This window comes from Pseudomonas putida (genome assembly GCF_050989985.1).
GTDB lineage: Bacteria > Pseudomonadota > Gammaproteobacteria > Pseudomonadales > Pseudomonadaceae > Aquipseudomonas > Aquipseudomonas putida_AI.
Genome location: NZ_CP158815.1, coordinates 3,519,135 through 3,531,843 on the forward strand (window position 1 = coordinate 3,519,135; position 12,709 = coordinate 3,531,843).

General features: G+C 61.6%; 9 protein-coding genes. 3 read left to right on the forward strand and 6 right to left on the reverse strand.

Annotated elements, in window-relative coordinates; translation table 11 throughout:
• Positions 1-85: 85 nt before the first annotated feature.
• From ABTV29_RS16275 to ABTV29_RS16285, 3 genes are all read right to left on the reverse strand, one after another.
• Positions 86-1,138, reverse strand: coding sequence for a 3-keto-5-aminohexanoate cleavage protein (locus ABTV29_RS16275; protein WP_433765422.1), 1,053 nt, complete (start codon positions 1,136-1,138; stop codon positions 86-88).
• A gap of 101 nt (positions 1,139-1,239) precedes the next feature.
• The gene (locus ABTV29_RS16280; protein ID WP_433765423.1) at positions 1,240-2,088 is read right to left on the reverse strand and encodes a TauD/TfdA dioxygenase family protein; all 849 of its coding nucleotides are present in this window, start codon (positions 2,086-2,088) and stop codon (positions 1,240-1,242) included.
• A 14-nt stretch (positions 2,089-2,102) separates the two neighbouring features.
• Positions 2,103-3,083, reverse strand: a complete 981-nt coding sequence (locus ABTV29_RS16285; protein ID WP_433765425.1) for a quinone oxidoreductase family protein — start codon at positions 3,081-3,083, stop codon at positions 2,103-2,105.
• A gap of 334 nt (positions 3,084-3,417) precedes the next feature.
• On the opposite strand from ABTV29_RS16285, the gene ABTV29_RS16290 reads away from it, so the two are divergent.
• From ABTV29_RS16290 to ABTV29_RS16300, 3 genes are read left to right on the forward strand one after another with little or no spacing between them, the layout of a single operon-like run.
• The gene (locus tag ABTV29_RS16290; protein WP_433765427.1) at positions 3,418-4,647 is read left to right on the forward strand and encodes an efflux RND transporter periplasmic adaptor subunit; all 1,230 of its coding nucleotides are present in this window, start codon (positions 3,418-3,420) and stop codon (positions 4,645-4,647) included.
• Entirely contained in the window at positions 4,644-7,841 is a 3,198-nt protein-coding gene (locus ABTV29_RS16295) for an efflux RND transporter permease subunit (protein ID WP_433765429.1), read from the forward strand. The genes ABTV29_RS16290 and ABTV29_RS16295 overlap by 4 nt, the downstream gene beginning before the upstream one ends.
• 1 nt (position 7,842) lies before the next feature.
• The gene (locus tag ABTV29_RS16300) at positions 7,843-9,276 is read left to right on the forward strand and encodes an efflux transporter outer membrane subunit (RefSeq protein ID WP_433765431.1); all 1,434 of its coding nucleotides are present in this window, start codon (positions 7,843-7,845) and stop codon (positions 9,274-9,276) included.
• A 131-nt stretch (positions 9,277-9,407) separates the two neighbouring features.
• Here the strand turns inward: ABTV29_RS16300 and ppk2 are convergent, their stop codons facing one another.
• The 3 genes from ppk2 to arcD all read right to left on the reverse strand — a co-directional run bounded on the left by ppk2 (position 9,408) and on the right by arcD (position 12,440).
• A complete protein-coding gene (gene ppk2 / locus ABTV29_RS16305; protein ID WP_433765432.1) occupies positions 9,408-10,226 on the reverse strand; it encodes a polyphosphate kinase 2 in 819 nt (272 codons plus the stop codon).
• 54 nt (positions 10,227-10,280) lie between these two features.
• Positions 10,281-10,943: a hypothetical protein gene (locus tag ABTV29_RS16310; RefSeq protein ID WP_433765434.1), complete on the reverse strand. Its 663-nt coding sequence runs from the start codon at positions 10,941-10,943 to the stop codon at positions 10,281-10,283.
• A gap of 69 nt (positions 10,944-11,012) precedes the next feature.
• Positions 11,013-12,440: an arginine-ornithine antiporter gene (gene arcD / locus ABTV29_RS16315; protein ID WP_433765436.1), complete on the reverse strand. Its 1,428-nt coding sequence runs from the start codon at positions 12,438-12,440 to the stop codon at positions 11,013-11,015.
• Positions 12,441-12,709: the final 269 nt, after the last annotated feature.

Genomic DNA, 12,709 nt, shown 5'->3' on the forward strand with positions numbered 1-12,709 from the left:
AAACTTGGTTTTATTGTTGTTATCGAGCGTTTTTCGGGTGCAACGAGAGGTCACGGCCTCTCGTTGCGACCCTTGGCAGTCGCGATCAGCCGCGCTGCGGCACACCTTTTTGCCCAGCCTTGCGGTTGGGGGCCATGCCGTTGGCCAACAGGGTTTCCTCGATGCTGTTGTACTTCACACCGATGCGATAGATCTCACGGGCTTCTTTGCCAGTGGCCACTTCGCGACCCAGTTCGTGGGCGATGCGCACGGTTTGCTTGATCTGGTCAACCGAACCGAAGCGGTCGCCCTTGTGATCAATGATAGTGTCTTCGTTGCCCACTCGCGCGTGCATGCCCATGGCCATCGACATGGTGTTGAACGGCATGACGTTCTTGAGCAGCGACTCGGAAGTCAGGGTGCAACCGTCCGGCGCGCGGTGGATGAAGTTGAAGAAGTTGAACGGGTTAGGGCCGTCGAAACCGCCGCCGATACCGATCCAGGTCAGGTTCAGCGGGCCCATGTAGACGCCACGGCGCACCAGGCGCTCCAGGGTTTCCAGGGCGTGCATGCCGGTCAGCTGGAAATGCGGCTGGATGTTGTTGTCCATCAGGCGCTTGAGGTGCTCGGCGACCCAGGCAGGACCGGCCGGCACGGTCATTTCGCTGTAGGCGGCATGGACCAGCGGGTTATCCAGGGAAGTGCCCTTGAGGTACTCCGGATACAGCAACTCCATGATGTTCATCTGGGTGGTGTTGATCGCCACCGTGACCTGGTCCGGCTTCGGCGTCAGCTCGGCGAGCATGTGACGGGTATCGTCCGACAGCCATTTGGCCGCTTCACCTTCGCTTTCCGGGGCGAAGGAAATCGAACCGCCGACCTGGATGATCATGTCCGGCACGGCTTCGCGCACACCGGCGATCAGTTCGTTGAACTTGGACAGGCGCTTGGAACCCTTGCCGTCCAGCTCACGTACGTGCAAATGCAGGACAGTGGCGCCCGCTTCATAGCAATCGACCGCTTTCTGCACCTGCTCGTCCATGGTCAGCGGGATGTCTTCGGGAAAATCTTCCGGCATCCACTCCGGGCCGTACGGGGCCACGGTGATGACCACCTTTTCCATGTTTTCCGGGTGCAGGGAATCGTCAAAAAATTGCATGGTGTACTCCAGTTCTTATGATTGTCCCGTCCACCCGGGGTCGAGCCGGGCGGACGTTTTTGAGTGCGAATGCTATGAGTGCGGATGCCGAAAGTGTCTGATCAGAACGTCTTGTCACCGATGATCCCGGCGCGCTCCATCTTGCGATGGCACGGCGGGTAATCCATGACGGCGTAATGCTGGGTACTGCGGTTGTCCCAGATGGCGATGCTGTTGGGTTTCCAGCGCCAGCGCACCTGATACTCGGGGATGTAGGCCTGGCTGATCAGGTAGCGCAGCAATTCGCTGGCGCCCGGATTGGCGTCCTGGCCGAAGCGCACCCGGTCAGGGGTGTGGTAGTTGCTGAAATGGGTGGTGAAGGCGTTGACGAACAGCACCTTCTCGCCGGTTTCCGGGTGGGTGCGCACCACCGGGTGCTCGGCATCCGGGTACATCGCCTTGAGTGCCAGGCGTTTTTCGATCGGCATCGCGGCGCCGAAACTGGCTTCGATGCTGTGACGGGCGCGCAAGTCGGCGATCTTCACCTTGACGTCTTCAGGCAGGCGCGCGTACGCCTCGACCATGTTGGCCCACATGGTGTCGCCGCCCACCGGCGGGCACTCCACGCAGCGCAGCACACAACCCAAGGGCGGTGCCTCGCGCCAGGTGGCGTCGGTGTGCCAGGCATTCTCGTAGCGGTCCATCGGCTGGTCCGGGTTCTTGTAGATGCGCACCAGGCCCGGGTGATCCGGATCGCTGCCGGCCACCGGATGATCTTCCAGTTCACCGAAACGCCGGGCGAAGGCCACGTGCTCGGCACGGCTGATGTCCTGGTCGCGCAGGAACACCACCCGGTGCTTGAGCAACTGAGCACGAATCTCGGCGAAAAGACCGTCGTCATGGATCGCATCGGCGAGGTTCACGCCGATCAGTTCCGCGCCGATGCTGCAGGTCAATTGTTCGACTTTCATGGCAGGCAACTCCCTTAAATGACGAAAATCGACGAGCCGGTGGTCTTGCGCGATTCCAGGTCACGATGGGCCTGGACGGCATCCTGCAAGGCGTAGTGCTGGTTGATCTCGATCTTGATCCGGCCGCTGCCGACGTGATCGAACAGCTCACCGGCCAGCGCGGCCTTTTCCGCAGGGTCGGCGATGTAGTCGGCCAGTGCCGGACGGGTCAGGAACAGCGAACCCTTCATGGCCAGCAGCACCGGATCGAAAGCCGGGATCGGACCGGACGCGGTGCCGACGCACACCATCAGGCCGCGACGCTTGAGCGAATCGAGCGAGCCCATGAAAGTGTTTTTGCCGACACTGTCGAACACCACGTTCACGCCCACGCCGTCAGTCAGCTCGCGCACGCGCTGGGCGACATCTTCGTGGCTGTAGTTGATGACGTGATCGCAGCCATGGGCGCTAGCGATTTCGGCCTTGGCTTCGCTGGAAACCGTGCCGATGACGTTCAGGCCGAGCAACTTGGCCCATTGCGAAACGATCAGGCCGACACCGCCGGCAGCGGCATGCAGCAGGATGCTGTCGCCAGCCTTGAAGTCATAGATGCGGCGCATCAGGTACGACGAAGTCAGGCCGCGCATGGTCATGGCCGCGGCGGTTTCGAAGCTGATGGTCTCCGGCAGTTTGATCAGCGGCGCGGCCGGGATCAGGCGCTCGGTGCTGTAGGCCCCCAGGGTATTGAGGAAACCGGTGTACGTGACACGATCGCCCACTTGAACGTTGGTCACGCCCTCTCCGATGGCCTGGACCACGCCGGACGCTTCGACGCCCATGCCGTTGGGCATCGGGATCGGGTAGGTGCCGTTGCGAAAGTAGGTGTCGGCATAATTCAGGCCAACGGCTACATGGCGAAGACGGACCTGGCCCGGACCGGGTTCGCCGACTTCGACATCTTCATAGCGAAGCACTTCGGGACCACCGGTTTCGTAAAAGCGTATGGCTTTGGCCATTATTTTGTTCCCCAGTCAGCATTATTGTCGGGTGCGTCGAATTGCGCTGATTGGACTGTAGGTCGGCGCCTGTCGAGTCGCTTCTCATCAGACGACAATGGCTTTTCATTTCATGACAGTGACTCTTGCGAGGCCACCCGGAACCTGTGGGAGCGTGGCTTGCCCGCGATGGCGTCAGGTCAGCCAACATCAATGCCTAATGGGCCGGCCTCATCGCGGGCAAGCCCGCTCCCACAGGGACTGCGTTTCCCCTGAAAAACAGGCTCCATCGCGGTTCGCGCTGTGTAAGGTTTGTGACTACGCTTCTGATCGGGAGACCTTAGGGAGCATGGGGATGGGTGTGAAATCATTCGTTGTCGGGCAGCGCTTGAGCTTGCCTGCTATTGCCCTGATAGGGCTTTCATCCCTCATGGCGGGGTGCGGAAAAGAGCCGGTTTCACCGGCCCGCCAGCCTCCCGAAGTGACCGTCATGACGGTCGCCGCGCGGGATACGCCGGTGACTTTCGAATTCGTCGCCCAGACCGAGAGCTCGCGGGAAGTGGAAATCCGCGCCCGTGTCGCCGGCTTCCTGGACAAGCGCCAGTACACCGAAGGTGACCTGGTGAAAACCGGGCAAGTGCTGTTCCAGATGGACCGCAAGCCGTTCGAGGCCGCACTGGCCTCGGCCCAGGGGCAAATGGCCCAGCAACAGGCGCGCTGGGAAGTGGCCAAGGCCACCCTCGCCCGCGTCCGGCCGCTGGCAGCGCAGAACGCCGTGAGCAAGATGGACCTGGACAATGCCGTGGGCGCTGAGCGTGAGACCAAGGCCGCAGTGCTCGCCGCCGAAGGCCAGGTACGCACCGCGCAACTGAACCTGAGCTACACCACCATCAACTCGCCTCTCAACGGCCTTTCCGGTGACGCGAAAAAACAGGAAGGCAGTTACGTCACGCCGGGTGAATCGGGGCTGCTGACCTCGGTTTTTCAAATGGACCCGATGTACGTCAACTTCAGCCTCTCGGAAAACGAAACCCTCAAATACCGTGACGAGATTGCCGCCGGACGCCTGAAATTTCCCGCCCGCAGTGACTTTGTCGTGGAAGTGGTACTGGCTGACGGCACCGTGGTGCCCGAACACGGCAAGGTGAACTTCACCGCGCCTTCCTACAGTCAGGACACCGGCACCTTCCTGGTACGTGCGGTGCTCGCCAACCCCAACGGCCTGCTGCGTCCCGGCCAGTTCGTCCGCGCCCTGGCCAAGGGCGCGAGCCGGCCGAACGCCATACTGGTGCCGCAAAAAGCCGTGCTCGAGGGGGCGAAAAGCCACTTCGTCTGGGTGATCAATGGCGAAGGCAAGCCCGAACAGCGGGTGGTCGAGGTCGGCGAATGGCAAGGTGATAACTGGTTCATCAGCAAAGGCCTGCAAGCCGGCGAACGCATCGTGGTCGATGGCGCGCTCAGGGTTTCACCCGGAGCAACGCTGAAAATCAACGAGTCGACCGTCAAGGCCCCAGTTGCCCCGGATAGCGGGCAAACCATCAAGGCCGGTCCGCAAACTGCGCCTGCCAGTGGGAACAGCCCATGAGCATTTCTCACTATTGCATCGACCGGCCGATCTTCGCGTCGGTCATCTCGATCGTCATCACCCTGGCCGGTGCGGTGGCCATGCTCTCGCTGCCGGTTGCCCAGTATCCGGACATCACGCCGCCGCAAATCACGGTGGCGGCCACCTACCCCGGCGCCGATGCGCAGGTGGTGGCCAATAACGTCGCCGCGCCCATCGAACAGCAGGTCAACGGCGCCGACAACATGATCTACATGAACTCGTCGAGCTCGGCGACGGGCAACATGACCCTCAACGTGTTCTTCGAGATCGGTACCGACCCGTCCCTGGCCCAGGTGGATGTGCAGAACCGGGTCAACCTGGCCTTGCCGCAACTGCCGTCGGCGGTGCAAAGCCAGGGCATCCAGGTGCAGAAGAAATCCTCGGCCTTCATGATGGTGCTGGCCGTGTACTCCGTGGGCGACCGGTATGACAGCACCTACGTCGCCAACTACGCCAACCTCTATGTGCTCGATGCGCTCAAGCGCATTCCCGGTGCCAACCAGGCCAGTATCTTCGGCACGCCGGACTATGCGATGCGCATCTGGCTCAAGCCCGACCGCATGGCCCAGCTGGGCATTACCGCGGCCGATGTGCAGAAGGCCGTGGCCAACCAGAACCAGCAATTCGCCGTGGGCCGGGTCGGCCAGTCGCCGACCGGGGCGCCGGTGGAGCAGTCGTTTGCCGTGACCACCAAGGGGCGCCTGACCGAGCCTGCCGAATTCGAGAACATCATCCTGCGCGCCAGCAACGAAGGCGCGGCCATCGTGCGGCTCAAGGACGTCGGTCGCGCGGAACTGGGGCAGAAGGACTACTCGCTGCGCAGCACCTATCAGGGCAAACCGGCGACGCTGATCGCGGTCTATCAACAACCCGGCGCCAACGCCCTCGACGTCTCGGCGGCGGTGACCAAGACCCTGGCCGACATGAAGGCCACCTTCCCCGAGGGCATCGAATACAAGATCGTGATGGACACCACCGCCTTCACCCGTGCGTCGATTTCCGAGGTGATCCACACCTTCTTCGAAGCCCTGGTGCTGGTGGTCATCGTGGTGTTCCTCTTCCTGCAGAGCCTGCGCGCCACCCTGATTCCGGTGATTGCCGTGCCGGTGTCGATCGTCGGCACCTTCATCGGCATGACGGCCATGGGCTTTTCCGTGAACATGCTGACGCTGTTCGGCATGGTGCTGGCCATCGGGATTGTGGTGGACGACGCGATCGTGGTGATCGAGAACGTCGAACGCAACATGCATGTGCACAAGATGAACCCCAAGGACGCCGCCAAACGGGCGATGGACGAAGTGGCGGGCCCCGTGGTGGCCATCGTGCTGGTGCTGTGCGCCGTATTCGTCCCGGTGGCATTCATGGGCGGGATCACCGGCCAGCTCTATAAACAGTTCGCCATCACCATTGCCATTTCCGTGGTGATCTCCGGCCTGGTCGCCCTGACCCTGTCACCGGCGCTGGCGGCCCTGCTGCTCAAGCCGCAGCACGGCGAAAAGAACGCGTTCTTCCGCTGGTTCGAACGCAGCTTCGAGCGCATGACCGAGGGTTATTCGCGCTCGGTGGCCTTCATGATCAAGCGTTTCGCCCTGGCTCTGCTGGTATTTGCCGGGATGATCGTGCTGATCGTGCTGATGGCCGGCCGCATCCCCAGCGCCTTCCTGCCGCCGGAGGACCAGGGCTACCTGTTGGGCGCCGTGATCATGCCCGATGCCGCGAGCCTGGATCGCACCGGCGCGGTGGGCCAGGTGGCCAGTGATTTTTTCATGAACGATCCGTCGGTCGAAGGGGTGGCCATCGTCAACGGCTACAGCCTGCTGGACGGCCAGAACAAGAACAACGCCGGCGCGTTTTTCGTCGGCTTCAAGGATTTCGAAGGGCGCTACAAGGACTCCGAAACCATCGCAGAGCAAAGCGCCCCGGCGGTGATCCGGAAAGCGGCCCATGCCTTTTCCACCGTGCAGGAAGGCATCATTCTGCCGGTCAACCCGCCGTCCATTCCGGGCCTGGGCACCACCGGCGGCATGGAGGTGTGGGTGCAGAGCAAGGGCGACGGCAACGTCGACCAACTGGCGGAAATGGTCGGCACCCTGTTGGCCAAGGCCAAGGAGCGCCCGGAACTGGGCGCCGTCACCTCGACCTTCAACGTGCATTCGCGCCAGTTGATGGTCGATGTCGACCGGGAAAAGGCCGAATCACTGGGTGTACCGGTGGAAGACGTCTATAGCGCGATGCAGACCATGTTCGGCTCGCTGTACGTTTCGCAGTTCAACAAGTTCAGCCGGCTGTGGCAGGTGATCCTGCAGGCCGAGCCGTCCTACCGCCTCAAGGCCGAGGACCTGCAACAGATCTACGTGCGCAGCAAAAACCTCGGCATGGTGCCGCTCAAGGCCGTGCTGACCACCCGCTACGTCACCGGGCCCGACCTGCTGACCCGTTTCAACAACTTCCCGGCGGTCAAGCTCACCGCCAACGCCGCCCCCGGCTACAGCTCCGGCCAGGCACTGGCGGCGCTGGAGGAAATCAGCGCCGAGATCATGACCAACGACTATGCACTGGCCCTGAGCGGTGAGGCGTTCGAGGAGAAAAAGAGCGGTGGCGCGTCTTCCCAGGTGTTCATCTTCGGCCTGGTGATGGTGTTCCTGATCCTCGCGGCGCAGTACGAGAAATGGTCGCTGCCGGTCGGCGTGTTGATGGCTGTACCGTTCGCTCTGTTTGGCGCCCTGCTCGCCGTGCTGCTGCGCGGCCTGAGCAATGACGTGTACTTCCAGATCGGCCTGACCATGCTGGTGGCCCTGGCGGCGAAGAACGCCATTCTGATTTTCGAGTTCGCGGTACTGAACCGGGAAACCGGCATGTCCGCCTACGATGCCGCCATGACCGCCGCGAAAGAGCGTTTGCGGCCGATCGTGATGACCTCGCTGGCATTCATCCTTGGTTGCGTGCCGCTGGCGATTGCCGTGGGTGCGTCCGAGAACAGCCGGCACTCCATCGGTACCGGGGTGATCGGCGGGATGCTGGCGGCGACGGTGATCGCGGTGTTCTTCATTCCGGTGTTCTACTTCCTGATCGAGCGAATGACCGGGAAGAAGGAAGACCAGCAACCGGTGGTCCAGACGCCTTCCGCGCAGATCCCCGATGGGGCGGCGCAACACAGACATGAGGGGGATTGAGATGCGCAAGAACTCTTTCCCGTTGTGGCTGGGCCTGGGTCTGGGTCTGAGCCTGGCTGGATGCATGGTCGGCCCTGATTATGAAGCGCCGAAGATCGATACCCCGACGGCCTACCGTTATGCCGAGAAGGAAGCCAAGGACCTCTCGAACACCCTGTGGTGGGAGCAGTTTCAGGACCCGGTTCTCAACGAGCTGATCCGCAGTGCCCTGCTCGAGAACAAGGACATCAAGATCGCGGCCGCCCGGGTCGAGGAGTTCCAGGGGCGTTACGTCGAAACCCGCTCCCTGTACTACCCCCAGGTCGGGCTGAACTCCCAGGGCCAGCGCACCCGCTCGCCACGGGATAACGGCCCGGTGCCCCTGGATTCGACGGTCGATCCGGTGTTCAACAACTACCAGGCCCTGCTCAGTGTGAACTGGGAGCTGGACATCTGGGGCCGGTTGCGGCGCCTGAACGAGTCGGCCCGCGCCGACCTGCTGGCGTCCGAGGAAGGACGCCGCAGCGTGATCCTGAGCCTGGTCTCGTCGGTGGCGACCAGTTACATCACCCTGCGCGATCTGGATCGGGAACTGGAAATCGCCCGCACCACGGCCAAGGTGCGGGGCGATTCCTATGAAATATTCAAACTGCGCTTTGGCGCCGGGGTCATTTCGGAAATGGAGCTGGCGCAGAACCTCTCCGAGTACCAGCGGACTTTGGCTTCGGTGGCGCAATTCGAACCCTTGGTGGCGCAACAGGAAAACCTGCTGGCGATTCTGCTCGGACGCAACCCGAGTCCTATCCTGCGCGGGCGCAGCCTGGCACAACTGGCGCTGCCGGCGGTGCCTGCCGGGTTGCCTTCGGACTTGTTGGAGCGCCGGCCCGATCTGCGCCAGGCCGAGCTGAACCTGATCTCGGCCAATGCCCAGATCGGCGCGGCCAAGGCCCAGTATTTCCCGACCATTTCCCTGACCGGGCTGCTCGGTTCAGTGAGCAACCAGCTATCGGACCTGTTCACAGGCCCCGCCGCCACCTGGTCCTATGGCGTCGCGGGCAGCATGCCGATCTTTACCGGCGGCGCGATTGCCGGGCAGGTCAAACAGGCCGAAGCCTTCCAGCAACAAGCGCTGCTGACCTACCAGAAAGCGATTCAATCGGCGTTTGGCGATGTGGAAAACGCCCTGGTCGCCTCCACCAAGACCCGCGAACAGATGGCCTATCAGGCCGGTCAGGTCGAAGCGCTGCGCTCCTACGCCCACTTTGCGCGGCTGCGTTATGACAACGGCTACACCAGCTATATCGAAGTGCTCGACGCCGAACGCAGCCTGTTCGACGCCGAAATCAACTACACCCGCACCCGGGGCCAGGTGTTCACCTCGATGGTGGATCTGTACAAGGCCACGGGCGGGGGTTGGGTGGGCAAGGCTGACGAGCTGACTGCGTCGGGGTCCTGACTATTTCCCTGTGGGAGCGAGCCTGCTCGCGATGGTCGTCAACGATAACGCGTGCTTTCAGGATAACCGCGGTGTTCGGTGATCCATCGCGAGCAGGCTCGCTCCCACAATTGATCACCGAAACCTGAGATTCAGAACTTCTCGGGAATGTGCCGGTAAGGATAATCCGGCTCACGATACGACCCCGGTTTCTGCCGTTTGGGCAGTATCACTTTCTCCCGTGGGACTTTCTTGTAGGGGATGCGGCTGAGCAGGTCGGTGATGATGTTCAGCCGTGCACGTCGCTTGTCGTTCGAGTTGGCTACCAGCCACGGCCCGTACTCGGTATCGGTGGCCTTGAACATCTCATCGCGGGCGCGGGAATAGTCGTACCAGCGGCCGTAGGACTTCAGATCCATGGGCGACAGTTTCCAGATCTTGCGCCCGTCCTCGATCCGCGCTTCGAGCCTGCGGGTCTGTTCCTCCTCGCTGACTTCCAGCCAGTACTTGAGCAGGATGACCCCGGAATCAACGATGGCACGCTCCACCGACGGTACTGTATGGAGGAATTTTTTCGCCTGCTCCTCGGTACAAAACCCCATCACTCGCTCGACGCCCGCGCGGTTGTACCAACTGCGGTCGAAGATCACCACTTCACCGGCCGCGGGCAGGTGCGGCAGGTAGCGCTGCAAGTACATCTGGCTCTTTTCCCGCTCGGTGGGCGCAGGCAGCGCCAACACCCGAAATACCCGAGGGCTCACGCGCTCGGTCAGCGCCTTGATCGTCCCGCCCTTCCCCGCACCGTCACGACCCTCGAAGATCACACAGATCTTGATGCCCTCCTGCTTGACCCATTCCTGCATCTTGACCAGCTCGACGTGCAGCAGGCGAAGCTCAGCCAGATAGTCCTTGTTGCTCAGTTTCGACTCTTGTGCAGGCTGCTTCTTCGCGTCTTTCTTGCCCTTTGCCATGTTCAATACCTCACGAATGCGGACGACTGACAGGTGATGGAAGGAGGTGGTGGGTTAGCCGCCGAGTGCGATGATCGCCGATACCAGCAAAGTACCGGCGATGGCCAGGGCGAACGCACCCAGCCAGGGTTTGAGGCCCGCATACCGCGCCAGAACCCACCCGGCCACGAACAGCATCCCGACGCCAACCAGATTGGACACGCGCACGGCAAGGGCCGTCTGGGCCACCAGCAGGAACGGGACTACAACGGGAAATGTCGAGAGCACCACCAGCAGGAAAACCCCGAACGCGCCCCTGAAGTCGTTCAGGCCCAGGCGTGGCGACAGGCTCTTGTTGGGTGCCAGGAGCAAACGCTGACGCAGCATTTCCAACCCTTCTGTGCCGGCCGCCGTGGCGATCCGCGGTGGCAGCGCATCGGCCACCAACGCCTGCCCGGTGGCCGCATCGGGGTCGCGGTGCAGGCTGGCGAGCAATGTGCGATTGCGACTGCGCTCGATCAGCACACGCAACAAGTACATTGCCGCGTCGGCCAGACCCCAGGCCAGGTTGCAGCCCAGCGCGGCGATCATCATTACTCGCTCGGCTTCCTGGTCGGTGGTCACCACGCTGATGGTTGAAGTGAAGGTCATGGCCATGAGCAGGCCGAAAATCACTTCCGTGGCTCGCTCGATCGGATCGAGCACGGGGGCCCGCTTTTTATCGCCACTGCTGTGCATGGGTCCGACCTCGCTGGACGCGGGCTTCTTTCAGCCCCGTTTCAGTGTAGTTTGAAACGCCCGTGACGCTTACAACGACAGCACACCGCTGTACAGCCCGTAGGCTGCCAACCCCGCACCAATGACGACGCAGGCGAAGATGCCCTTCTCGATGGCCGTGAACAGCGGTTGACCCTGCTCGCGCTTGGCCTTGGCGAACAGGATCACGCCGGGTGCATAGAGCAATGCCGAGAGCAGCAGATACTTCACCCCGCCGGCATACAGCAGCCATACCGCATAGCCCAGGGCGATGGCGCCGATCAACAGATCCTTGGTCCGTTGCGCCGAAGCCTGCTCGTAGGTTTCGCCGCGTCCGCTCAACAGCACCGCATAGGCCGCCGACCACAGGTACGGCACCAGGATCATCGAGGACGCGAGGTAAATCAGGCTGGTATAGGTGCCGGCGGAAAACAGCGTGATGAGCAAAAACAGTTGAATCATGACGTTGGTCAGCCACAAGGCGTTGACCGGCACATGATTGGCATTTTCCCGGGTCAGGAATTCAGGCATGGTCCGGTCCTTGGCCGTGGCGAAGAGAATTTCCGCGCACAGCAGCGCCCACGACAGCAAGGCGCCCAGCAGTGAAATGGCCAGGCCGATGCTGATCAGCAATGCACCCCACGGGCCGACAATGTGCTCCAGCACCGCCGCCAGCGACGGGTTCTGCAAGGTGGCCAATTCCGGCTGGCTCATGATGCCCAGCGACAACAGGTTCACCATCACCAGCAGAGCCAGCACGCCGATAAAACCGATGACCGTCGCCCGCCCGACATCCGAACGTTTTTCCGCCCGGGCCGAATAGACACTGGCCCCTTCAATACCGATGAATACGAACACGGTCACCAGCATCATGTTGCGCACCTGGTCCATCACGCTGCCGAAGCTCGGGTTGCTGCGCCCCCAGATATCGCGGGTAAAGACATCGGCCTTGAAGGCCACGGCGGCAATGACGATGAACATGATCAGTGGCACGACCTTGGCCACGGTGGTCAATTGGTTGATGAACGCGGCTTCCTTGATGCCGCGCAGCACGAGCAAGTGCACGGACCACAACAGGACGGAGGCACAACCAATGGCCACCGGAGTATTGCCCTGGCCAAAGACCGGAAAGAAATAACCCAGGGTGCTGAACAGCAATACGAAATAGCCGACATTGCCCAGCCAGGCGCTGATCCAGTAACCCCAGGCGGACGAGAAGCCCATGTAGTCGCCGAAACCCGCCTTGGCGTAGGCATAGACGCCGGAGTTGAGCTCCGGCTTGCGATTGGCCAGGGTCTGGAACACGAAGGCCAGGGTCAGCATGCCGACGGCGGTAATCCCCCAGCCGATCAGCACGGCACCGGCTTCAGCGCGTTCCGCCATGTTCTGCGGCAGGGAAAATATCCCGCCGCCAATCATCGAACCGACCACCAGCGCTATCAGCGCACCCAAGCGAAGCTTCTGTGTCGGCTGCGACATGCTTGTGTCTCCCTCCACGGCAAAACTGACGTTGTAAAACCATCGACTGGTTGTAACAAACTGTCTGAAAGATAGCGTAATAACCGATTTGCGCTAATGCGAACTTGGCGGCTTTATAGCCAGTGGCAATAACAAAGTAGCGCTTTTACTTCGATTGACTACTTTTCAGGCAAAGGATCCAAAAAGCAAAAAGCCACTCTTTACAAGAATAAAAACTGAACTAATGTCTAGACTCAGTTGTATCCCCACCATTACAGCAAAGCCTCTGG